This is a genomic window from Pelagibacterium halotolerans, assembly GCF_044811015.1.
Classification (GTDB): Bacteria; Pseudomonadota; Alphaproteobacteria; order Rhizobiales; family Devosiaceae; genus Pelagibacterium; species Pelagibacterium halotolerans_A.
In genome coordinates this window covers 2016872-2039500 of record NZ_CP085243.1, presented here as the reverse complement: position 1 = coordinate 2039500, position 22629 = coordinate 2016872, and the positions used below count along the sequence as shown (strand labels likewise).

Sequence of the window (22629 nt, the reverse complement as noted above, 5' to 3'; positions counted from 1 at the left end):
TCGCCCTAAAACAAACTGTACTGCTGCGGTGGCTTCTGGCTGCGTTTGCGCGGCGCACGGTGCGTCACGAGTTCCGGTGCGATATCGGCGAGGAACGGCGATGGCGGCAGCGTGCGGACAGCGCCGCGCCAGTGCCGTTCGTTGGCCCGCGAGAGGATCAGGCGGTCCTTTGCCCGGGTCACCGCGACGTAGAAAAGCCGGCGTTCCTCGGCGAGCGCGGCAGCGTCGCGCGCGTCATCGCCGCCCCAGGAAAAGGGCGTCAGCCCGTCTTCCAGTCCCACAATGAAAACCACGGGAAATTCCAGCCCCTTGGCGGCGTGCATGGTCAAAAGCGAGACGCGGTCGGCTCGCGCGTCGCGGAAGTCGGCTTCGGTGGAAAGCGCAACCTGCTCTCGCAAAGCTGCGAGATTGCCGGCGACCGTTCGCGCTGCAGCGAGTGCAGTAAGCCAGCTGCGCGCTTCGCCGAGCGCCGCCTTATCCGCATCCTCGGCCTGCCGCGCGGTTTCCGCAGCCGTGGCAATCCGCGCGGCGAGATCGTCGTCCGAAGCGTCTTGTTCCGCCAACTCGGCCAGCAGCGCTTTGACCCCTTCATGCCCCGCGAGTGGCGCCGGCGTGCTTTTCTTGAACGGAATGCCTGCCGCATCGAGCGCTTCGCGCAATGCGCCGGCCTGCGCATCCGTGCGGTAGAGCACGGCGAAATCGGCAAAGCTCAAGGGGCCGCCCTTGCGTGTCTCGCCACTCTTTGTGGTCAGGAGATCGTGGCCGCCCAAAAGGCTTTCGATCGTTTCGGCGACGAAGGCCGCCTCGGCCTTCTCGTCGGGTGCGGCGTGCAAGACGATCGGCTCGGCCATGGGCTGCGTGATTCCCTCCGCAGTCCGCCCCATCAATTGGGCCGAGGCCGTGACGATGGTGCCGCTCGAGCGGTAGTTTCGAGCGAGCTTGGCCGTTTGCGCCGCCGGGAAATCGCTACCGAAACGCGCAAAGCAGCGCGCATCCGCCCCGCGGAACCCATAGATCGCCTGATCGGGATCGCCGATGACGCAGAGGTTGCCGGTCTTCCCCGCCATCAACCGCAGCAAGCGGTATTGCTGTTCGTCGACATCCTGAAATTCGTCCGCAACGATATGGGAAAACCGCTCCCGCCAGACCGCCACGATCTCCGGATGCGTCTCGAACAGCTCCACGGACCGGGCCACGAGGTCGTCGAAATCGATCCAGTTCTGCTCGCGCCCCAGTTTATCGAGCAGCACCCGCGCTTCCCGCACGTCGCCATCATCCGTGCCGCCGGTCCGTTTGAGCACCGAGACCGCCTTGATGAGCTGCGCCGCCTTGCGTCCGCTGATCGTTCGTGCTTCCGCCAACGCAGCGGCGCGCTCGGCTTCCCCCGCGATACGGAAATCCTGCGCCAGTCCGAGCTCCGGTCCATGCGCCCGCAAAATCGCAAGCCCGAGCGAATGAAAGCTATGCACCGCGACATCGCGCCCCGCGTCCGAAAGCAACGCATCGAGCCGCGCCCGCAACTCCTCGGTCGCCTTGCGCGTGAAGGTGATGGCGAGGCACGAGGCCGCCGGAACGCCAATTTCGGCGACAAGATGCGCAATCCTGTGCGTCAGCATCCGCGTCTTGCCCGACCCTGGTCCGGCCACGACGGTCAGCGGCCCTGCTGTCATCTCTGCAGCCCGCGCCTGATCGGCATCGAGCGCCGCGAGAATGCCTGTGCGTCCCGAAGGTTCCGACGGGCTCGGCGTCACTTCGGGCGGTGTAGCGGCCTCCACGCTCAGGCCAACCACCTGTGCCGTTTTCGTCCCTCGCCGCTGCACCGGCGCGTCGAACAGCAGGTCGCCGCGCGTGAACCGGTCGAGCTCGCCATCGGCAAACAGCCGGATGACGCCATATTCCCCGTCATACCCGGCGTGCCGGATCACCGTGCCCTCGCGTAGCCGCGTTACCGCTTCGCCCAAAAGCGCATCCGCCCGCGCGATGTCCTCGACCGGCACGTCGTCGAGAATAGCAAGCTCCGCCCCCAGCGCCGTTGTCGTACGCTCATAGGCGTGCGCAACGGCTTTGGAGCCGACCCCGCTCCCCACGATTTCCGAAAGGATCTCAGGCAGTGGCACGAGGCTCGCGACCGCGCCCGCCGTATCGGGCCGCACCGCGTCGTCCCGGTCCGCGAGCACCTCCACCCGGTGCGCCACGCCGATCGTCACCCGTTTGCCGCAGACCGGGCACAGCCCGTCGCGCGCCAGCGTTTCCTTGGGGTCGAGGCGCACCCCGCAATTGCGGTGCCCGTCCATGTGGTACTTCCCCTCCTCGGGAAAGAACTCCACCGTCCCCTCATACCCATCGCCGGTCTCGAGCGCGCGCTTAATCGCGAAATAATCCGGCGCGCAGGAAAACCGCGTCGCTTCGCGGCCCAGCTTGCCCGGCGAGTGTGCATCCGAATTCGAGGTGAGCCGGTATTTATCGAGAAACGATACCCGCCAGTTCATCTCGGGGTCTGACGACAACCCTGTCTCGACCGCGAAGATGTGTTCGGCCAGATCGCCATAGCACTCCTGGATCGAATCGAACCCCGATTGCGAACCGAGCGCGGAAAACCACGGCGTCCAGATATGCGCGGGAACGAGATAGGAATCCGGCCCCGATTCAAGCGCGATCTCGAGAAGGTCTCGCGAGTCGAGCCCCAAGATCGGCCGCCCGTCCGACGCGATATTGCCGATCGCCCCCAGTCGCGCCGCCAGCCTGTCGGCTGCGTCGAAATCGGGCACGTAGATCAGGTGATGGACTTTCCGCGTCTTCTCGCCCTTCTTGTAGATGGTCGAGATCTCGGTCGACAGCATGAAGCGGACAGGCGCCCGGCAGGCTGTGGGCAGCCGCGCCGCGATGTCCGCTTCGATCTCCGGCTTGAGCCGGAAAAGCCCGTTGCCCTCAGGCACGAGCTTGTCGCGGATTTCCGCGAGCCAGGCCGGATGCACGCAATCGCCCGTGCCCACAACGCCAATCCCCTTGCGCGCCGCCCAGAGGGCGAGATGCTCGAGATCGAGGTTCCGACTGGTCGCGCGGGAATATTTCGAATGCACATGCAGATCGGCGTGAAACATGGTTCGGCGCAGCATCCGGGAGGCGAAGTGATTCCCACAGAGTCTACCGTCCTGCGACCGGGGCGCAATCCCGCCGGGCTCGAACCAGTGGCCTGCGCCGAAGAACTTGCCTCGGGCCTCCTCGTCCAGCCCTTCGACATCCTCGCCACACGCGAGTACAGCTATTGGCTGGTTCACTCGGAGGTCAAAGGCCAGTCCGCAAAAATCAGGCAGTTCCGCAAATGGATCGAGGGCCGTCTCGCTGCCGAGACGGCGGGGCGGATCAACTCGTGAGATCCCGTCCGAAGAATTCCGATTTTGGATCGGTCAGCACGAGATCGCGGATGCGGGCCCAGAGGTGGTCGCGCATGGCGATGAACCGCGCATCGGCCCGTGTCGCCGCCAGCCCGCGCGGCCGGGGCAAATCGACATCGAAGCGTTCGAGCACACGGCCCTGGCCCAAGAGAACCACGCTGTCGGCCAGCATCAGCGCCTCGTCAACGCTGTGGGTCACGAACAAAACGGTGGGCTTGCGCCGCATCCAGATCTGTAAAAGCTCGCCCTGCATCAATTCGCGCGTCTGCGCGTCGAGACTGGCGAAGGGCTCGTCCATCAACAGCACCCCCGGCTCGGTCGCGAGCGCCCGCGCCAGCGCCACGCGCTGCTTCATCCCGCCCGAAAGCTGGCCGGGATAGCTTTCTGCCACACGCCCGAGCCCCACGAGCGCGAGATAGTGCCGCGCCCGGTCACGCCGCTCGGGCTTTGAGAGCGGCAGCGCTTCAAGCGCGAATGCGACATTGGCCAAAACCGTCGCCCAGGGCATCAGCCGGAATTCCTGGAAGACGAAGCCCATGCCTGGACCCGGTTCGGGCGCCGCCCCGCCGACCGTCACCGTTCCCGCGTCAGGCTGGATCAGCCCGTTGGCCATGCGCAGCGCGGTGGTCTTGCCGCACCCCGACGGTCCGATCAGCGCCACGAAAGTCTGCGCTTCAACCGTGAGCGAGACCGCGTCGAGCGCGGTCACCATCTCCCCATCGGGCCGGGCAAAGCGCTTGGTCACGCCCTCGAAGGTCAGCCCGCCGCTCATCGGTCGGCGGGGTCCATGGCATCGTCGACGCCGAGCTCCTCGAGCACCGCGTCCACCGGCCCGAACGCCACCCATTGGTCCAGTTCGAGGCGCGGCAGGCCGGCGAAATCCTCGGTCTCATACAGCCAATCGGCGGTATAGGCGAGGTCGTCCGCGCTCATCCCGCCATTGACGCGCCAGCTTCCGGTAAAGGCCTCGGCCAACATCGCGAGCACGTCCCGGTCGACATCGGGCCGCGCCTCGGCCATGGCATCGACCCATAGCTGCGGGTCGTTTGCAAAATCGCGGCTGAGCCTGGTGATCGCGCGAATGACCGCCGCGACATCCTCGGGCCGCTCCGCGAGCACGTCGCCGGACACCGCGTTGACCTTGTTCACCACCGGCGCGCCCGCGAAATAGGTCGCCTGATCGACAAGCACATGCAGGCCGGAGGTGTCGGGCAATTCGCTCCACACCCCGATGGACATGGTCGTCGCATCGACCTGGCCCGCCGCCAGCGCCTGCGCCCGAACACTGGGCTGGCCGAGGGTGACGATCTCGGTCTCGTCGATATCGACGCCCAGGCTATCGAGCACGAGTGTCGAAAGCGCATGGTCGAGGCTTCCCACGCGGCCGACCCCGAAGACCGCGCCAGCGAGGTCTTCGGGCGTTGCGATCTCCTCTTTGGCCGCGATCAGGAAGGGCAGGGATGTGTTGGGCGACATCACCGCGCGGAAATCCGTGGCGCCGCCGGCGATGATCTGCAGGAGCGCATCGACCCCGACATTGGCCATCTCGCCCTCGCCGGCTTGCAGCGCGGCGAGCGCGGAGGGCGTCTGCTGGACCCGCACCAGCTCCACATCCACCCCCTCGGCGTCGAAATAGCCCAGCGTCTCGGCCAGATCCATCACCGAATTGGGCACGAGCGGCGGTTCGAGATGGGTGACGATCAGCCGGAACGGCGCATCCGATTGCGCCTGCGTGGTGCCGGTGAAAAGCACCAGTGCCGTGACCATCGGCAAGAGCTTGAGTTTGAGCATGAGCGGTTGTCTCCTTTTTGTATGTGCCGTTAGAGCCTGACCCAAAAGTCTGCGGTTGAGGATTGGCGAGGTATTTTTGGTCAGAAGCAGGGGGGAATTTTGGGCAATATTGGACATATTGGCTAAAATTCCCCCCTGCTTCTGGGCAATAAAGGCCCGCCAAGCCGACCCGTCAGACTTTTGAGTCAGGCTCTTGGCGCCGCCAGCGCGCGAACCGCAATTCGACGTAGCGCAGCGCCTCAGTCACGATCACGCCGAGCCCGGCGAGCGCGATTACGATGACGAAATACTCCGCCATTCTAAAACTGTTGCCATAGATCGCCAGCAATCCGCCGAGCCCCTGAACCGCCGTGTAGAGTTCGGCAACGACGGTATTGATCAGCCCGATCGTCGCCCCCAGTCTCAGCCCGGCGATGATGTAGGGCACCGCGCCGGGCAGCACGATGGCGGTAAAGATGCGCATCCGCCCCGCCCCGGCCGACCGTGCCATTTCGACGAGGTCGCGGTCCGCCTGCCGCACGCCGGCATAGGTGTTGATGAGGATCGGCATTACCGCCCCGAGGAACACGATGAATATCTTGGCTTCGCCCCCGAGCCCCAGAAGCACGATGATCAACGGGATGAACGCGACCCGCGGGGTTGCCGACAATGCATAGACGTAAACCTCGAGCGTCCTGCCCAGAAGTCTGAACCCGCCCATCGCCACCCCCAACGGGATGGCGGCAGCGATAGCGAGCGCATAGCCCGAAAGATAGATCGACACGCTTTCGAACAGTGCCCTCTGCAATGCCCCGTCTGACACAAGCCGCCCCGCCGCCTCCAGCGTCGCGGCCGGCGAGGGGATGATATTGCGCGCGACATTGATCGAGGCGAGCCACCACAGCGCGACGAGAACCGCAAGAAAACCGATCCGGCTCGCCGCGATCACGACCATATCCGGTCGATCGATCTGACGTGCGAGAACGGAGCGGATGGAAGGCTTGGCCATGGCAGTATCCTTTGGCGGGCCGGATTCGACTGATCCCGTGGATAGCACGTTTTCCGCCTCCTTGAGGTACGAGCTTGCCCCACGCACGGCTTCCCTTCTCCCCTTGAGGGAGAAGGTGGCCGCGAAGCGGTCGGATGAGGGGTGCTTGCGGCGCTTTAAAAAACATAGGCGTCAGTGCCTTGTCGCTGGCGCGCACCCCTCATCCGACCCTCGCGGCGCAAGGCCCACCTTCTCCCTCAAGGGGAGAAGGAAAGACCGTGCCTGTGACCGACCCGTCAGCTACGATTGCCGTGTGAATCCGTCAAATCCTCTGTGGGGCACCACAAGCAGCTGTGCCGGCCACCGGTCCCCTTTTCATCAAGTTAGAGAAACAAAAAAAATCCCTTAAATTTCAAATTTTTACCCCAAACTTATCCCCGCCCCTAAAACCTCTGCCATACTTCCTCTCACGGCCGCACCAAGGGCGAGGATGCATACGAGCTTCCGGTGAGGGCAGAAACGGAGAGACGGGAAGCGTGGGGCCGGGCCAAGGTCTCATTTGGTCCCGCGGCGCTCCGGGTGTGTCCGTAGGCCGGTTCGGGTCCGATGGAGGTCGCTCCAGCGGAGGCCCAAAGGGTGCTCACTCGCGCCAAGGCGACACGACCCCGGGACGCCCGGTCAGTTCAGCGCGCCATACCCTCGAAAGAGGGAGGGGATCGTCCCCGGCGGGGTACCCATAAGCCGAAAATCCCGGATGTATGCGGCGAGGCGTGCCTCGCATCTATATATCTACACAGTATGAGGCCACGTCTCGCCGCATACCGCCCATTCTGATTGAACCCGAGGCAACCGCCGGAGGGCGCTTCGGCGCGCCTGGCCAACGCTGGCGTTTATCGCATTGTCTGCGTGCCTGTCCCTTGCGCCCAGGGTTCGAGAATGTCCCGCGCCAGCGCGCGTCCCCGCGGGGTAAGCGCAAGCAGTTCGCCCTGCCGCTCGATGAGCTTCTGGTCGTAGCTGCGCATCAGCACGGCGCGCGCCTTGGCTTCGCCCCACAAAAGGTGCTCGCGTAACGCCGCAGTGACGTTCTCCTCTTCCGCTTCAGGCCGGCCCTCGTGGTTGAAAAGGTGTACCGCCAACGTGCGGCATTCGTTGACGAGCGCCTGGTTTCGCCGCCGCATCACCTGCGCAATGAGCCCGTAGCGCGGTCCGAAGAGGAAGGCGAGGGTGAGGAAACCCCCCGTCATCACCGCCATCATCCCGCCGATCGAAACATTGAGAACGACAGCCAGATAATAGCCCGAAACGCTCGAAAGAATGGAAACGAGCGAACCGTAGACCAGCATCAGCCACAACCGGTCAGTCAGAAGGTAGGCAGCCGAGGGCGGCACGATAACGAAGGCGATGAACAGCACCGCGCCCACCGAGTCGAACGCCGCGACCGCCGTTGCGCTCGTCAAAGCCAGCAGCGCATAAAAGATCACGCCCGGCGCGAACCCCAGCGCCTTGGCCAGCGCCGTATCGAAGGTCGAAAGCTTGAGCTCTTTGTAAAAGAGCGTGACGAAGGCGAGGTTGACCAGCGTCATCGCGCCCATCCAGACGAGCGATTGGGGAATGTGCAATCCCCAGACGTCGAAGGTGTCGAGCCAGACGAAGCCGATCTCACCCAGAAGCACGGTATGTTCATCGATGTGGATGTCCCGCGCGTAGAGGTTGAGCAAAAGCACGCCGATTGAAAACAGCACCGGAAACACGATCCCGATCGCCGCGTCGTTCTTGACCCTCTGCGTATTGGCCAGAAGTTCGGTGAGAAACACGGTGAGAACACCCGTCAGCGCCGCGCCGAGGATCTGCACCGGCCCGCTTTGCTGGCGGGTCAAAAGCCAGACGACGACGATGCCGAAGACGATCGAATGGCTGATCGCGTCCGACAGCATCGAGTTCCCGCGCAGAACCAGGAAGGTGCCGACAAGCGTTGCCGCAATCCCCACCAGCGCGCCGGTGAGCATGATCATCAGGGGGACGTTGTCGAAAAATGCTGCGAGCATCGTCTACCCCTCCTGCTTGCCGAGATCGGCGAGGACCCGTTCGGCCTCTGCGATTCCCGAAGGCGTCAGCGCCCAGTGCGGGGTTGCTTCCGGCGCGTGTTGGACCTTTTTGATATGGCCCCGCGCTTCGAGCCGCTTGAGCGCTCGCGTCGTGCCCACCCCGTGATAGGCGTCGACCATGGCTTCTTCCGCCGGATAGTCCGGGTTGTCGTGATGCGCGGCGAGGCGGTAGAGCGTGGTGAGCACGCGCTGTCCGCGCAATGTCTTGCGGTTCTGCGCCTGCCGCATCGCCTCCCAGAGGAGCCCGCGCCCCGGCGCGATCAGAAGCGAGACGACGACGGCGGCCGACGCTGCGAGAATGATCAGAGGCCCGGTCGCAAGCCCGCGCCCCATCGCGCTGATCACTGCGCCGGAAATCCCCGACGCCATCCCGATCGCCGCGGCGAGCAGCACCATGGTTTCGAGCCGGCTCGCCCATTGCCGCGCCGCGACCGCCGGTGCGATCACCATCGCCGCCATCAGGACGACGCCGACCATCTGCAACCCGACCACGACGGCAAGCGCGATCATCACCGTCAGCGTTACCTCGAGCGCGATGACCGGAAAACCCAGCGAACGCGCGAAGACCGGATCGAAGGACACGAGCTTGAACTCCTTCCAGAACGCGGCAACCAGCCCCAACGCGACAAGCGTCACCCCGCCCATGACCCAAAGATCGCTCCTTAGGATTGCCGCGGCCTGCCCGAAGAGGAACGAGTCGAGCCCGCCTTGCGAAGCATTGCCGGAATTCTGGATGAAGGTCAGAAGCACGACCCCGAGCGCGAAGAAGACGCTGAGCGCCGTACCGAGTCCGGAATCGGTCTTCAATCGGCTGTTGCGGGTCAAAAGCAACATAAAGAGCGCCGCCGCCGCCCCGGTTATGAGCGCTCCTGCAAGGATCGCGCCCATATCCCGTGTCCCGGCGATGATGAACCCCAGGCATACGCCCGGCAGCGCCGCGTGCGAGAGCGTGTCGCCCAAAAGGCTTTGCTTGCGCAAAACGGCAAAGCTGCCCAGAACCCCCGATATGATCCCAAGAAGCGCGGCCCCCATGGCGACGTTCTGGATCGTATAATCGAAGAGGAGGTCCATCACGGGCGCTCGCCGCTCATCGGCACCACCTCGGCCTGCGGCGTGTCCGCCAGAAAGCTCTCGGCCTCCAGAAGCGCGATCTGCCCGCCATAAGCCTTGCGCAGATTGGCTGCGGTATAGACCTCCGAAACCGGCCCCTGCGCCACGACGCGCACATTGACGATCAAGAGCCAGTCGAAATAGCTCTTGACCGTCTGCAGGTCGTGGTGAACCACGATCACGGTCTTGCCCTGGTCCCGCAGCGTCCTCAAGATATCGACAATGGCCCGTTCCGTCGTCGCGTCCACCCCCGCCATCGGCTCGTCGAGGAAATAGACATCCGCCTGCTGCACGAGCGCCCGCGCCAGGAACACCCGCTGCTGCTGGCCACCCGAAAGCTGGCTGATCTGCCGGTCAGCGAAATCCTGCATGCCGACCATCTCCAGCGCATTGAGCGCTTCGGCACGCTCGGCTTTGCCCGGACGCCTGAGCCAGCCGAGCTGGCCGTAAAGCCCCATCGTCACCACATCGAGTGCGGTGGTGGGAAAGTCCCAGTCCACGCTCGACCGTTGCGGCACGTACCCCACCCGCCGACGTTGCGCTTTGTACGGCCGTCCGAAGATCGTCACATGCCCTGCCGTCGGCTGTACGAGCCCGAGGATCGATTTGATGAGCGTCGATTTCCCTGCCCCGTTCGGCCCCACGATCGCCGCCATCACCCCCGGGGGCACGTCGAAATCGATGTCCCAGAGAACCGGCTTGGAATGGTAGCTGACCGTCAGGTCTTCGACATGGACGGCGAGATCGGGTTCGTGCAGTTGGGTCACGGTGAGGGTACCTTTTCGTTCACACGAAAGCGCAGAGACGGGCCCTGCGCTTCCGATTGGCTTGAAATGGCGCCGGACATCGCTACTCGGTAACGCCCCACGTTTCGGCCCAGTCCGAAAGCACCTCGGGCAAGGGCGCGGGCGTTCCACCGAGGGCTTCGGTGATGTGCCGCGTGTTCTCATAGATCATCCCGATATAGGTCCCGCCGGCGGTCCCGGCTGCGCCCATCGCGTCCGAATAAAGCTCGCCGCCGATCTCGATGGTATGGCCTTGTTCCGCCGCCGCATCGATCACCGCCTGAATGGTCCGTGGATTAATCGTGCTTTCGATAAAGACGGCCGGCACGTCCCGTTCTGCGACGGTTTCGGCCATCTCACGGATATCGGCAATACCGGCCTCGGACTCGGTGCTGATGCCCTGGATGCCAGCCACTTCGATATCGTAGGCGCGTCCATAATAATTGAACGCATCATGCGCGGTTACAAGAATGCGCTGCTCCTCGGGGATCGACGCGATGCTTTCTTCGACCCAACCATCGAGTGCCGCGAGTTGGGAGACGTAAGCTTCGGCGTTGGCCTTTGCCGCATCGGCGCAACCCGGACGCAACTCCGCGATCTTTCCGGCAATGGTCGGCGCGATCTTCGCCCAGAGCGAGACGTCCATCCAAAGGTGGGGATCGATCCCGTAAATATCCTCGACCGAGATCAGGTCCGACGGCGGGATCGACGCGGGCGATACGGCAACGGTGGGCGTGCGTTCGGAGAACCTTTCAAGCACATCGCCGAGTTGGCCTTCCAGCGAATAGCCCGAATAAAGGATCAACTCGGCGTCCTGGAAGGTCTGAACATCCCGTGCCGTGGCTTGATAAAGGTGGGGATCGATGCCGGGGCCCATGAGCGCGATGGACTCCACGCATTCTCCGCCGACATTGGCAACCACATCTGCAATCATGCCGATGGTCGAGACCACGTTGAGCGGGGCGTCTTGCGCAACGGCCGTTAACGGCAATGCAGTCGTACTAGCAAGAAGAGCGGAGGCGAGAAGGGGTCGTGCAAGGGACATGGCGGCGCTTTTTTCCTCTGTCGGGTTCGTCGTCAATGGTGCTTGCTTAGCGGAACTCGTATGCGTCTGTCAATGCAAATGCGAACCATTTGCAAGTACTGTGCGATGTTGAATGGGCGGCGGGTCATTCGAGGGAATGTTCGGTCGCGCGTGTTATCGCAAGGGTTTGACCATCCAGAGCGCGTCATCCGGCACGTCCGTGCCCCGCAGGCGTGTAAACCCGATCTTCTCGTAAAACCGGACCGCTCGCGCATTCGTCGGAGCGACCCCCAGGTGAATGCCCTCGACATTGGCCGCGCGCAACCGGTCGGTCAGAATGTCGATCATTCGCGCACCCAGCCCGGCCCCCTGCGCGCGCGGCAGCAGGTCGATATGCCCGTGCGCGGGATAGGCCGCGAGCGCGGGATGGGTAAGATTGGGCGGATGGTGGATGTGATATCGCGCCCAATCACTGCCTTGCCACGCCGACCGGTCGGGCCCGGGATCGCGTAGATGCGCCCGCAATGGCGGATACCATTCGGCAAGCAGGCGCTTTTCGAACCGCTCGGTATCGGGTGTCCCAAGGACATATCCGCATACGCCCTCGACATCTTCCAGGACGAAGGCATAGTTGGGCTCGAAAACCTGATAGGGTATGGCATAGATCAACCCTAGAAGATCGGGGTCGTCTTCAATTTCGCTCGCGTTGGCGCCCGAGTCTCCCGTCTTGAGGCAGATCTCCTTGAGTGTGTGATGATCGTCCCGCCGCGCCCGGCGCAGGGCGAACCCGTTGCCCAGATCAAGGTGTGCAATATTGTCGTTCGCTGTTGCCACGTCGCAAAACTCCTGGATCGCGGCGGAAAGCTCCGCCGGAGGAAGTGTCGAAGGGTATTCTAAGCAGGTATTCGTTGGTGAAGCCGAGAATACCTGCTTAGTGATCCGGCTCTTCCGCGCTGTGCGCGATCATATCGGTCAACATGTGCCGAATATGTTCATCCGCCGCCTCATAGATGACCTGTTTTGCCTTGCGTGTACCCACCACGAGCCGCGCGGCGCGCAAAAGCCGCAGATGGTGGCTGACCAGCGATTGCGATGCATCCACCGTCTGCGCAATCTCGCCCACGGAGCGCGGCCCGTCGAGGCAAACGAGGAGGATCCGTAGGCGAGTAGGATCGCCTAAAAGCCTGAATGTTTCGGCGATGATGCTGATGTCGGCTTCGGCGATGTGAGGTTCGGCCAACGAAATCTCTCCGGTATATCGGGTCTTTCCGGCCCGCTTTATTTGATATCAATAGGCGTTCATATGGCGGTCGGCAATGCCGCTGGCGTAGCTGACGCCGCTTGCAAGCATTCTTATTGGTGCAAATACGACCTGTTGATAACTATGGGGATAACATGCCGTATGGGTGAAGTTTTGTATTTTATTTCAATCATATACGTGAGGGTAATTGGCGCCCATTGAGTTGTGTAAAGGGTTCGGGATTGTATGGGTCGGCCCGATACATATGTTTCTCTGATTAAACTCGTGGCAGACTTTTTTTGGTATGAAGCATGGGGTCTTCCATGCTGAATAGTTCGCAATAAAACGCGGGCGGGGGGCATGCTAAACGAAAACTCTGGCGCCTGGGCGCGCACGGCAATCGACCGAAATCAACCGGCCGGTATTTTATCCGCGAAATCCAAACGGCAAAGGGCGTTGGAGCTCTTGATCAAACACGGCTTCGACCGCGTTGTAAGCCTTTTGGCGCTCATCTCATTCGCCCCGTTTATCCTTCTTGTCATTATCGCCATTCTCATAACTGGCGGTCAGGCAATAAGGAGCGAGGCATGCATGGGCGAGAGTGGGCGTATGATCCGGCTATACCGTTTCGGTAGGCCCGCGGCACGCTCGCCGCTCGCGCGGCGGCTCTCGGTATTTCTTGCCCAATCCGGTCTGGAGGATATGCCGCTGCTTTTCAATGTCTTGCGCGGAGAGCTGTCCCTCATCGGCCCACGACCGAACCGCGATCCGGGCGCGCCGCATACGATGCGGCCAGGGCTCTTTACGCCAAAGGCACCAATCGCTGAAGCGCAGCGAGCCCTGGACCTCGACTATATCGAGCATTTTTCGCTTGCACGTGATGCCGCAATTGCCCGCGCTGCCATCTGTGAGGCGTTGGGCTTGACGAGAACGGGGAAGCGCCGGCGATAGCCTTGCCGTCTGGTCAAAGCACCTTGGCGATGTATAAAGGTCGGCTTGGAGGATCGCCAATGGCCCGCCGACCCGATTCCGGCAAGACGAAAGACGTCAATAAAACCAAGCTCGACGACGCGGCGCGTGCGGGCTGGCTCTATTATGTGGCTGGCAACACGCAGGACGAAATCGCCGCGAAGCTCGGCGTGTCGCGCCAGACCGCCCAGCGGCTGGTGTCGCTTGCGGTCAGCGAGAAATTGGTAAAGGTTCGGCTCGATCATCCCATCGCCCAGTGCATGGATTATGCTGCGAGGCTTCAGGAGCGGTACGGCCTCGATGAGGTTGAGGTCGTTCCTTCCGATCCTGGTCATCCCGATACGACGCTCGGCATTGCTCAAGCGGTTGCCGCGCGGATTGAGAAGGTGCTTTCCGCTAGCGAACCGGTGACTATGGGGATCGGTACCGGCAGAACCCTCAAGGCCGCTGTCGAGCAACTGCCCTTCATCGATTGCCCCCATCATAGCATCGTTTCGTTGACCGGAAATATTGCGCCGGATGGCTCTGCGGCCTTCTATAACGTCGTTTTCACCCTCGCCGACAAGGTCAGTGCGCCGAGCTTCCCGATGCCGTTGCCGGTGATCGCCGCAAGTGCTGGTGAGCGGGCGCTTTTACATGAACAGGCCGGTATCGGACGTACGCTCGAGCGCGCAGGTAATGTGCAGATTGCCATTGTCGGTGTCGGCGATCTGGGGCCTGACGCGCCGCTTTACGATGACGGCTTCATCACCCACGACGAACTCGCCGCACTCCAGAAGGTCGGTGCCGTAGGGGAGATTCTGGGGTGGACCTACGATGCCGACGGACAACTCGTTGACGGGATGATCAATGAGCGCGTCGCCAGCGCGCCACTACCGGATCGTGCGCATGCGCTCGTCATCGCCGCCGCCAAGGGCGAGAGCAAGGTGGAAGCGATCCGGGCCGCCCTGCGGAGGCGCCTGGTCAACGGGCTCATCACCGACGAGGACACCGCGCGGGCGCTGCTCGCATAAGGTCCATTTTCTTCAGATCTCGCGGGATTGGCATATCCGATTTGCAGGTCCGGTGACCGGTGACCTGTACGCCAAAGGTGCGCATTTGCCCATGCGTTGAGAAAATGCCCTTGACATTCGTGCGCAGATGTTGAGTAATTGCTCATGCGTATAGCAAATGCTCAAGTTGGGCATATGGGAGGATTTACCTGATGAAACTACGCACACTCGTTTTCGGGTCGGTGTCGCTCGTGGCTATGGCGGCGACGGCGCAGGCCCAGTCGCTCACCATTGCGACGGTGAACAACGGCGATATGATCCGTATGCAGGGGCTCTCGGACCGCTTCACCGAGGAAACCGGCATCGAACTCGAATGGGTCACGCTTGAAGAGAACGTTCTGCGCCAGCGCGTCACCACCGACATCGCCACCCAGGGCGGTCAATACGACATCATGACCATCGGTGCCTACGAGACGCCGATTTGGGCCGCGCAGGGCTGGCTCGCCCCGCTCGACGACATGGGCGCCGACTACGATACCGACGACTTGCTGCCCGCCGTGCGCGACGCGCTTTCGGTAGAGGGCACGCTCTATGCGGCGCCGTTCTATGGCGAAAGTGCCATGATCATGTACCGCACGGACCTGTTCGAAGGCGCCGGGCTCGAGATGCCCGCTGAACCTACGTGGGATTTCATTGCCGACGCGGCGCGTCAGATCACCGACAAGGATAACGAACTTTACGGCATCTGCCTGCGTGGCAAGGCTGGCTGGGGTGAGAACATGGCGTTTATCACCGCGCTCGCCAACTCGATGGGCGCCCGCTGGTTCGATATGGATTGGGAGCCCACATTCGACGGCGAGGAATGGGGCAACGCGTTGCAATTCTACGTCGACCTGATGAACGATGCGGGCCCTCCGGGCGCCTCGTCCAACGGGTTCAACGAGAACCTAGCCCTCTTCCAGCAGGGCAAATGCGGCATGTGGATCGACGCCACGGTCGCGGCTTCGTTCGTCTCCAACCCCGAGGAATCGCAGGTCGCCGACAGCGTCGGCTACGCACTCTTCCCGACCTATGAGGATCTCGACAACCACGGCAACTGGCTGTGGGTCTGGTCGCTCGCCATTCCCTCGAGTTCAGAGAATGTCGATGCAGCCAAGCAGTTCCTCAACTGGGCGACGTCCAAGAGCTATATCGAGATGGTGGCCGAGGAAGAAGGCTGGGCCAACGTTCCTCCGGGAACGCGAACCTCGCTTTACGAGAACCCGACTTATCTCGAAGCAGCGCCTTTTGCCGACGAAACCCTTGCGGCGATGAACGCTGCAACGCCCGAGCACCCCTCGGTGGAGGAAACGCCCTATACCGGCGGTCAGTTCGTCGCCATTCCTGAATTCCAGGGTATCGGCACGGCGGTCGGCCAAGCCTTCTCCGCCGCGCTTGCCGGGCAGACAACCGTCGAGCAGGCGCTTCAGACGGCCCAGCAGGTGACCCGCATGGAAATGGAACGCAGCGGCTACTACGAGTAAGTGGTGGCATGCTCCTCCGCAGGGGCCGGCGCGTTCGCCGTGCCGGCCCCTAGCTGTTTCGGGCGGCAATCGATATTGGCCCCACGCCGGCCTGCCCTCTCACCATGTGGGGGTGAGGACGGGGCACCGGCGAAGCCGATCCGACCAACAAACGTGACAACCGGCGCCAGTCAAAGTTGTCCTCAAACAACAACGAGCGGCGCGAGGGAGAAAAATGGCAACGCTTCATACCCAAACAGCGGCACGCTTCATGATGGCGCCGGCGGTTCTGTTGCTTTTAGCATGGATGCTGGTCCCGCTTTCGATGACGCTGTGGTTCTCCTTCCAGCGCTATAATCTCTTGATGCCGGGGATGGAGTATTTCACCGGCTTTGAGAACTACCGCTATTTCTTTGCCAACCCCAGTTTCTGGACGGCGCTCTTTAATACGCTCTATCTCGTGGGCGGCGTCTTGATCATCACGCTCGTCGGCGGGACGCTTCTGGCGCTTCTGCTCGACCAGCCGATCTTCGGACAGGGCATCGTGCGCCTTCTCGTTATCGCGCCCTTCTTCGTGATGCCGACTGTCTCCGCTCTCGTCTGGAAGAACATGCTGATGCACCCGGTCAACGGCTTCTTCGCCTGGCTCGCGCGTGTCTTCGGCTTTCAGCCGGTCGATTGGCTGGCGCAATTGCCGCTCGTCTCGATCATCATCATCGTCGCCTGGCAATGGCTGCCGTTCGCGACGCTGATTATCCTCACTGCGCTGCAATCGCTCGATGAGGACCAGCGCGAGGCCGCGAGCCTTGATGGCGCCGGTCCGTTCTCGATGTTCTTCTATATTACGTTGCCGCACCTGGCGCGCGCGATCACCGTGGTGATGCTCATCGAGACGATCTTCCTGCTTTCGGTCTTCGCGGAAATCCTCGTCACCACCAATGGCGGGCCGGGGACATCGACGACCAATTTGACCTTCCTCATCTACATCCAGAGCCTGTTGCAATTCGACGTGGGCCTGGCATCCGCAGGCGGCATCGTGGCGGTCATCCTCGCCAACATCGTTGCCATCTTCCTGCTTCGCATCGTCGGTAAGAACCTGGAGGCGTAAGCGATGGCCCGCGCTATTTCCACCCGCCGTAAGGTGACCGTTTCCATCATCGCATGGACGATCGGACTGATCATCTTCTTTCCGATCCTCTGGACGTTCCTAACGAGCTTCAAGACTGAGGGGACGGCCATCTCCGTGCCACCCAAATTCCTCTTTTTCGATTGGACGCTCGAGAACTATTTCACCGTTCAGGAGCGCTCGGACTATTTCCGGCACTTTTCCAATTCGGTAATTACGGCGGTCGGCTCTACACTGGTCGGGCTCGTGATCGCGGTGCCTGCAGCCTGGGCCATGGCATTCTCACCCACCAAGCACACCAAGGACGTCTTGATGTGGATGCTCTCCACCAAGATGCTGCCCGCCGTCGGCGTCCTGGTGCCGATCTACCTCCTGTTCCGGGATTTCCGGCTGCTCGATACGCATATCGGACTCATCATAGTTTTGACCATGATCAACCTGCCGATCATCGTCTGGATGCTCTTTACCTATTTCAAGGAAATCCCCAACGACATCCTCGAGGCCGCGCGCATGGACGGCGCGGGGTTGCGTGAGGAGATCATCTACGTGCTCACCCCAATGGCCGTGCCCGGCATCGCGTCGACGCTGTTGTTGAACATCATCCTCGCCTGGAACGAGGCGTTCTGGACGCTCAACCTCACGACAACCCAGGCCGCACCGCTCACAGCGTTCATCGCGTCCTATTCGTCGCCCGAAGGACTGTTCTGGGCCAAGCTCTCGGCGGCTTCGACGCTGGCCATTGCGCCGATCCTCATCATGGGCTGGTTCAGCCAGAAACAGCTTGTGCGTGGCCTGACCTTCGGCGCCGTCAAATAAAGGAAGACTAAGATGGGCTCGATCACACTCGACCATGTCAACAAGAGCTTCGGCGGCGTCACCGTCATCCCCGACGTCAGCCTCGATATCAAGGACGGTGAGTTCGTCGTCTTCGTGGGCCCCTCGGGCTGTGGCAAGTCCACGCTTTTGCGGCTGATCGCGGGGCTCGAGGACGTCTCCGGCGGCAAAATCAGCATCGATGGCGACGACATCACCAAGACCGCGCCGGCGCAGCGCAAGCTCTCGATGGTGTTCCAAAGCTACGCGCTCTATCCGCATATGAGCGTACGCGGCAACATTGCCTTTCCCTTGAAGATGGAGAAGGCGTCCAAGGAAAAGATCGAGCAGAGCGTTGCCAACGCGGCGTCGATCCTGAACCTGACCGACTATCTCGATAGAAAGCCGCGCCAGCTCTCTGGCGGCCAGCGCCAGCGCGTCGCCATCGGCCGCGCCATCGTCCGCCAGCCCAAGGCGTTCCTCTTTGACGAACCGCTTTCGAACCTCGATGCGGCTTTGCGGGTCAACATGCGGCTCGAGATCTCCGAGCTGCACAAAAAGCTCAACACGACGATGGTCTACGTCACCCACGACCAGGTCGAGGCCATGACCATGGCCGACAAGATCGTGGTGCTGAACGCGGGTAAAATCGAGCAGGTGGGCTCGCCCATTGAGCTCTACACAAAGCCTGCCAACCTTTTCGTTGCCGGCTTCATCGGCAGCCCGAAGATGAACTTCATCGAAGGCGAGATCGCTAAAGGGCAAGGCGCCGCAACCATCGGCGTGCGGCCCGAGCATCTGCAACTTGCTCGCGAGGGCGGGATGCTGACCGGCACGGTCGGGGTCGCCGAACACCTGGGATCGGACACCTTCGTGCACGTCAATGTCGCGGGCGTGGGGCAGATTACCGCCCGGCTACCTGGCGACATGCCGGTGACGCATGGTGAAACGGTACACCTCACCCCGCAGGAAGGCCGCATCTATAAGTTCGACGCCAGAGGGCTGGCGATCTGAGGGGACGGGACGCGTGCGTATACCTTCCAAGGTTCGGAATATTCCATGACTATCAAACTGGCCGCATCATCGCTTCGCACTCTGCCGCCTTCGGTGGCCGTGCCCAAATACAGCCATCGCGACCTCTCGCCCGGCATTGTCCATTTCGGCGTGGGTAATTTCCATCGCGCGCATCAGGCGGCCTATCTCGACGCGCTGTTCAATCTGGGCGAGGACCGCGACTGGGGCTTGATCGGCGCAGGGGTGCGGCCTGCGGATGCGCAGATGCGCGAGGTGCTCGCGCGTCAGGATTTTTTGACAACCATTGTCGAGCAGGAGGCCCAGGGCACGACCGCCCACGTCACCGCGCCGATGATCGATTATATTGCGCCCGGAGATACCGCGCGGCTTATCGAAACGCTGGCCAGCCCCGAGATCCGCATCGTTTCGATGACGATTACGGAGGGCGGGTATTTCCTCGACTCGGAGGGGCATTTCAACCCGACCCATCCCGAGATCGTCGCCGATGCGGCCGATCCTGAAATCCCCAAAACCGTATTCGGGCTGATCGTTGCCGGGCTTGTCGCGCGCCGGGAAAAAGGGCTCGCGCCCTTTACTGTGATGAGCTGCGACAATATTCCGGGCAATGGTCACGTCACCGAGAACGCGGTGGCAGGGCTTGCAGAACTGATCGATCCGGAACTTGCGCAATGGGTGCGCGAGAGCGTGGCGTTTCCCAATTCGATGGTGGATCGTATCACACCCGCGACCTCCGACCGCGAGCGCGCAATCCTGGAAAAGGATTTCGGGGTTGCCGACGGATGGCCGGTGTTTTGCGAAAAGTTCACCCAATGGGTGATGGAGGACACTTTTCCGCTCGGGCGTCCCGCGCTCGAAAAGGTCGGCGTCACCTTCGTTGGCGACGTCGCGCCCTGGGAATTGATGAAGCTGCGCATCCTCAATGGCGGGCACGCTGCGATCGCTTATCCGGCGGCGCTGATGGACATCCATTTCGTCCACGAGGCGATGGAGGAGCCGCTGATCTCAGCTTACCTCGAAAAGCTCACCAAAGAGGAGATCATTCCCGTCGTCCCGCCGGTTCCCGGCACCGACCTGGATGCCTATCGCGCGTTGATCGCATCGCGCTTCGCCAATCCCAAGATCGGAGACACCATCCAGCGCCTGTGCCTGGATGGCTCCAACCGCCAGCCGAAATTCATCCTGCCCTCAGCTCATGACCGGCTGGCGGTTGGTGCACCCGTTACAGGGCTCGCGCTCGTGTCCGCGCTCTGGTGTCGCTACTGCTACGGGGTCACCGATACGGGCAGAACCATCGCACCTAACGATCCGAATTGGGACCGTATTCAGCGGGCTTCGATCAAGGCCAAAGACGATCCACGGGCGTTCCTTGCAATGGACGATATCTTTGGCGCCGCCGCCAAGAGCCCGGCCTATGTCGACACCTTCTCTCGCGCGCTCCAGACCGTATGGGCCGAAGGCGCCCGCGAAACGCTGACGCGATATCTTAATGATGCACTGTGATGGCCACTGCCGCGCCTGACACGGACGTTGCGCTGGTCATCTTCGATTGCGACGGCGTGCTCGTCGACAGCGAACCTCTGGCCGTCGAAGTTCTCTGCGATACACTTTCCGGATACGGCATAGACGTGCCGTTGCAAGCAGCCTACCGCGACTTCCTGGGGCGCTCGCTGAGCGCGATCTGTGAGCGGCTGCAGGCCGAATACGGACTTGATATCGCGCCCGAGCGTCTCAACGACATGCGCCACGCGCTATACGCGCGTTACCGGAAAACCCTCGAGCCCGTTCCAGGTATTGCTGGAGCGCTCGACAGGCTGAAACCACGCGTCTGCGTTGCGTCGTCGAGCCAGCCCGAGCGCATAAAGCTCAGTCTCGAATTGACGGGGCTTTATAAACGCTTTGCACCAAACGTCTTTTCCGCCACCATGGTCAAAAAGGGCAAGCCCGCACCGGACTTGTTCCTTTATGCTGCGCGGCAAATGGGCGTTTCGCCGGACCGCTGCCTTGTTGTGGAGGATAGTCCGGCTGGCATCGCTGCGGCGCGAGCGGCGGGGATGGCGGTTTTTGCGTTTACTGGGGGCGGTCATGCCGGGCCGGCCGGTCTCAACCGGCTCGTTGCCGAACTTTCGCCCGATGCGATATTCGACGATATGCATACGCTTCCCGATCTTTTAAGCTCGCTAGAAACAAAAAGATCGATCGGTCCAAGGGCATGAATCTCATCGCGGTCGATGTCGGCACGACGAGTGCGCGCGCCGGTGTGGTGACGCGCGACGGCGTCATGCTTGCACGTACGACGCACCCGATCCAGCTTCAGCGGGTGGGAGCAGACAGGGCCGAACACCAGTCCGAGGATATCTGGGCTGCGGTGTGCTCCGCGGTGCGGACAGCTGTCACCGAGGCCGATGTTGACCCTGCAACGATCGCCGGCATCGGGTTCGACGCAACCTGTTCACTAGTGGTGCGCGATGAGGCCGGCGCTCCGCTTTCGGTGGCACCCGACGGTGCGCCGGGCTGGGATACCATCGTCTGGCTTGATCACCGCGCGCGCGAAGAGGCGCGGGCGCTCACGGCGTCAGGCACGCACGTACGGGAATATTTCGGCGGCTCGTTTTCCCCGGAGATGGAAATTCCCAAGCTTATGTGGCTCAAGCGCCACCTGCCCGAAGTCTGGGCGCGTGCCGGGGCGATGTACGATCTCGCCGACTTTCTGACGTTTAAAGCGTGTGGGTCGGCGGCGCGCTCACAATCGACGTTGACGAGCAAATGGGGTTTTCTCGCGCACGAGGAATGCGGGTGGGATCCGGACTTCCTGCGTATGGCGGGGCTTGGGGACCTCGTTGTGAAGGCAAGACTGCCCGAAACCGCTGTGCCGATCGGAAGCGACCTCGGAACGCTCACCTCCGCAGCCGCGGATGCGCTCGATCTGCCGCGAACCTGCCGGGTTGCATCGGGGATGGTCGACGCGCACGCAGGTGCATTGGGTGTGCTCGGGCCTTATACGAAGGATTCTGACAGTGTCGACCGGCATATGGGGCTCGTTGCTGGCACCTCGAGCGCGGTCGTCGCGCTATCGCATGAGCCGCGCCGCGCCAAAGGGCTGTGGGGACCGCATTGCGGCGCGGTAGCACCGGGGTTCTGGCTCAACGAGGGTGGGCAATCGGCTTCGGGTGCGGCGCTTGATTATCTCCTCTCGACCCACGGTGCAGCAGGAACGCATGCGAGTGTCATCGACCGTATCGCGGAGATGAGGGCGGCCGCAGGGGCTGCCGATATCGCGCCGCGCCTGCATGTGCTGCCCGACTTTCACGGCAACCGCACGCCGTATGCCGACCCCGATGCGTTGGGGGTGATTTCGGGGTTGAGCCTCGACACCTCCTTTGACGGGTTATGCCGGCTCTATTGGCGCACAGCGGTGTCTGTCGCGCTCGGGGTGCGGCAAATCCTCGAAACGCTCGGCACCGCCGGCTATACCATCGACACGCTGCACGTTACCGGCGGGCACACGCGCAATCCGCTCCTCATGGAGCTTTACGCCGACGTAACCGGCTGCGTCGTGCGCGAATTACCCCACGCCGACGCGATGATCCTCGGTAGCGCCATCGGTGCGGCCACCGCGGCAGGGCTTTATCCTGACCTCGCCACCGCCGGTACCGCAATGTGCGCAGAAAGTGTCACCCGGATACCTGACCCGGCGCGCGCGGCGCGCTACGAGAAGGACTATGCGGTGTTTCTCAAGCTTCACGCGCAGCGGCAGGAGCTCGAGGCGCTGTTGTGA

20 protein-coding genes are annotated in these 22629 nt (G+C 62.4%); 10 read left to right on the top strand and 10 right to left on the bottom strand.

Going from position 1 to position 22629, the window contains the following annotated elements; genetic code table 11:
- Positions 1–5: 5 nt before the first annotated feature.
- The gene (locus LG281_RS09985; protein WP_404400228.1) at positions 6–3101 is read right to left on the bottom strand and encodes a UvrD-helicase domain-containing protein; all 3096 of its coding nucleotides are present in this window, start codon (positions 3099–3101) and stop codon (positions 6–8) included.
- Between the two features lie 27 nt (positions 3102–3128).
- Between LG281_RS09985 and LG281_RS09980 the strand changes: the two genes are divergently transcribed.
- Positions 3129–3374 (top strand): hypothetical protein, encoded by a 246-nt coding sequence (locus LG281_RS09980; protein WP_404400226.1) that lies wholly within the window; start codon positions 3129–3131, stop codon positions 3372–3374.
- On the opposite strand, the gene LG281_RS09975 is transcribed toward LG281_RS09980, so the two are convergent.
- The 9 genes from LG281_RS09975 to LG281_RS09935 form a co-directional block, all read right to left on the bottom strand.
- Positions 3364–4167 carry an ABC transporter ATP-binding protein gene (locus LG281_RS09975; RefSeq protein WP_404400224.1) on the bottom strand — a complete coding sequence of 268 codons (804 nt, stop codon included), beginning with the start codon at positions 4165–4167 and terminating at the stop codon, positions 3364–3366. The two genes, LG281_RS09980 and LG281_RS09975, sit on opposite strands and share 11 nt — an antisense overlap.
- Positions 4164–5186 (bottom strand): ABC transporter substrate-binding protein, encoded by a 1023-nt coding sequence (locus LG281_RS09970; protein ID WP_404400222.1) that lies wholly within the window; start codon positions 5184–5186, stop codon positions 4164–4166. Before LG281_RS09970 ends, LG281_RS09975 begins: the two co-directional genes overlap by 4 nt.
- Positions 5187–5358: 172 nt before the next feature.
- On the bottom strand, positions 5359–6174 hold the full coding sequence (locus tag LG281_RS09965; RefSeq protein ID WP_404400220.1) for an ABC transporter permease: 816 nt from the start codon (positions 6172–6174) through the stop codon (positions 5359–5361).
- 869 nt (positions 6175–7043) lie between these two features.
- Positions 7044–8198 (bottom strand): metal ABC transporter permease, encoded by a 1155-nt coding sequence (locus LG281_RS09960; protein WP_404400218.1) that lies wholly within the window; start codon positions 8196–8198, stop codon positions 7044–7046.
- A 3-nt stretch (positions 8199–8201) separates the two neighbouring features.
- Positions 8202–9329, bottom strand: a complete 1128-nt coding sequence (locus LG281_RS09955) for a metal ABC transporter permease (protein ID WP_404400216.1) — start codon at positions 9327–9329, stop codon at positions 8202–8204.
- A complete protein-coding gene (locus LG281_RS09950) occupies positions 9329–10135 on the bottom strand; it encodes a metal ABC transporter ATP-binding protein (protein WP_404400214.1) in 807 nt (268 codons plus the stop codon). Before LG281_RS09950 ends, LG281_RS09955 begins: the two co-directional genes overlap by 1 nt.
- An 82-nt stretch (positions 10136–10217) precedes the next feature.
- Positions 10218–11198, bottom strand: a complete 981-nt coding sequence (locus tag LG281_RS09945; protein ID WP_404400212.1) for a metal ABC transporter solute-binding protein, Zn/Mn family — start codon at positions 11196–11198, stop codon at positions 10218–10220.
- A gap of 153 nt (positions 11199–11351) precedes the next feature.
- Positions 11352–12011, bottom strand: coding sequence for a GNAT family N-acetyltransferase (locus LG281_RS09940; RefSeq protein WP_404400210.1), 660 nt, complete (start codon positions 12009–12011; stop codon positions 11352–11354).
- A 97-nt stretch (positions 12012–12108) separates the two neighbouring features.
- The gene (locus LG281_RS09935) at positions 12109–12417 is read right to left on the bottom strand and encodes an ArsR/SmtB family transcription factor (protein ID WP_404400208.1); all 309 of its coding nucleotides are present in this window, start codon (positions 12415–12417) and stop codon (positions 12109–12111) included.
- A 465-nt stretch (positions 12418–12882) separates the two neighbouring features.
- On the opposite strand from LG281_RS09935, the gene LG281_RS09930 reads away from it, so the two are divergent.
- The 9 genes from LG281_RS09930 (at position 12883) to LG281_RS09890 (ending at position 22629) form a co-directional block, all read left to right on the top strand.
- Positions 12883–13368, top strand: a complete 486-nt coding sequence (locus tag LG281_RS09930; protein ID WP_404400206.1) for a sugar transferase — start codon at positions 12883–12885, stop codon at positions 13366–13368.
- A 59-nt stretch (positions 13369–13427) separates the two neighbouring features.
- Positions 13428–14399 carry a sugar-binding transcriptional regulator gene (locus tag LG281_RS09925; protein WP_404400204.1) on the top strand — a complete coding sequence of 324 codons (972 nt, stop codon included), beginning with the start codon at positions 13428–13430 and terminating at the stop codon, positions 14397–14399.
- Positions 14400–14590: 191 nt separating this feature from the next.
- Positions 14591–15901, top strand: coding sequence for an ABC transporter substrate-binding protein (locus LG281_RS09920; RefSeq protein WP_404400202.1), 1311 nt, complete (start codon positions 14591–14593; stop codon positions 15899–15901).
- 214 nt (positions 15902–16115) lie between these two features.
- Positions 16116–16988, top strand: coding sequence for a carbohydrate ABC transporter permease (locus LG281_RS09915; protein WP_404400199.1), 873 nt, complete (start codon positions 16116–16118; stop codon positions 16986–16988).
- Between the two features lie 3 nt (positions 16989–16991).
- Complete coding sequence (locus tag LG281_RS09910; RefSeq protein WP_404400197.1) at positions 16992–17822, top strand: carbohydrate ABC transporter permease; 831 nt, start codon at positions 16992–16994, stop codon at positions 17820–17822.
- Between the two features lie 12 nt (positions 17823–17834).
- Complete coding sequence (locus LG281_RS09905) at positions 17835–18833, top strand: ABC transporter ATP-binding protein (protein ID WP_404400195.1); 999 nt, start codon at positions 17835–17837, stop codon at positions 18831–18833.
- A 45-nt stretch (positions 18834–18878) separates the two neighbouring features.
- Entirely contained in the window at positions 18879–20354 is a 1476-nt protein-coding gene (locus tag LG281_RS09900) for a mannitol dehydrogenase family protein (RefSeq protein WP_404400193.1), read from the top strand.
- Positions 20354–21067 carry an HAD family hydrolase gene (locus LG281_RS09895; RefSeq protein ID WP_404400191.1) on the top strand — a complete coding sequence of 238 codons (714 nt, stop codon included), beginning with the start codon at positions 20354–20356 and terminating at the stop codon, positions 21065–21067. The genes LG281_RS09900 and LG281_RS09895 overlap by 1 nt, the downstream gene beginning before the upstream one ends.
- The gene (locus LG281_RS09890; RefSeq protein ID WP_404400189.1) at positions 21064–22629 is read left to right on the top strand and encodes an FGGY-family carbohydrate kinase; all 1566 of its coding nucleotides are present in this window, start codon (positions 21064–21066) and stop codon (positions 22627–22629) included. The genes LG281_RS09895 and LG281_RS09890 overlap by 4 nt, the downstream gene beginning before the upstream one ends.

Bases quoted from the DNA above. Each gene is read 5' to 3' on its own strand.
- LG281_RS09985 (WP_404400228.1), bottom strand. From the start codon at position 3,101: ATGTTTCACGCCGATCTGCATGTGCATTCGAAATATTCCCGCGCGACC.
- LG281_RS09975 (WP_404400224.1), bottom strand. From the start codon at position 4,167: ATGAGCGGCGGGCTGACCTTCGAGGGCGTGACCAAGCGCTTTGCCCGG.
- LG281_RS09970 (WP_404400222.1), bottom strand. From the start codon at position 5,186: ATGCTCAAACTCAAGCTCTTGCCGATGGTCACGGCACTGGTGCTTTTC.
- LG281_RS09965 (WP_404400220.1), bottom strand. From the start codon at position 6,174: ATGGCCAAGCCTTCCATCCGCTCCGTTCTCGCACGTCAGATCGATCGA.
- LG281_RS09960 (WP_404400218.1), bottom strand. From the start codon at position 8,198: ATGCTCGCAGCATTTTTCGACAACGTCCCCCTGATGATCATGCTCACC.
- LG281_RS09955 (WP_404400216.1), bottom strand. From the start codon at position 9,329: ATGGACCTCCTCTTCGATTATACGATCCAGAACGTCGCCATGGGGGCC.
- LG281_RS09945 (WP_404400212.1), bottom strand. From the start codon at position 11,198: ATGTCCCTTGCACGACCCCTTCTCGCCTCCGCTCTTCTTGCTAGTACG.
- LG281_RS09925 (WP_404400204.1), top strand. From the start codon at position 13,428: ATGGCCCGCCGACCCGATTCCGGCAAGACGAAAGACGTCAATAAAACC.
- LG281_RS09920 (WP_404400202.1), top strand. From the start codon at position 14,591: ATGAAACTACGCACACTCGTTTTCGGGTCGGTGTCGCTCGTGGCTATG.
- LG281_RS09915 (WP_404400199.1), top strand. From the start codon at position 16,116: ATGGCAACGCTTCATACCCAAACAGCGGCACGCTTCATGATGGCGCCG.
- LG281_RS09910 (WP_404400197.1), top strand. From the start codon at position 16,992: ATGGCCCGCGCTATTTCCACCCGCCGTAAGGTGACCGTTTCCATCATC.
- LG281_RS09905 (WP_404400195.1), top strand. From the start codon at position 17,835: ATGGGCTCGATCACACTCGACCATGTCAACAAGAGCTTCGGCGGCGTC.
- LG281_RS09900 (WP_404400193.1), top strand. From the start codon at position 18,879: ATGACTATCAAACTGGCCGCATCATCGCTTCGCACTCTGCCGCCTTCG.
- LG281_RS09895 (WP_404400191.1), top strand. From the start codon at position 20,354: ATGGCCACTGCCGCGCCTGACACGGACGTTGCGCTGGTCATCTTCGAT.
- LG281_RS09890 (WP_404400189.1), top strand. From the start codon at position 21,064: ATGAATCTCATCGCGGTCGATGTCGGCACGACGAGTGCGCGCGCCGGT.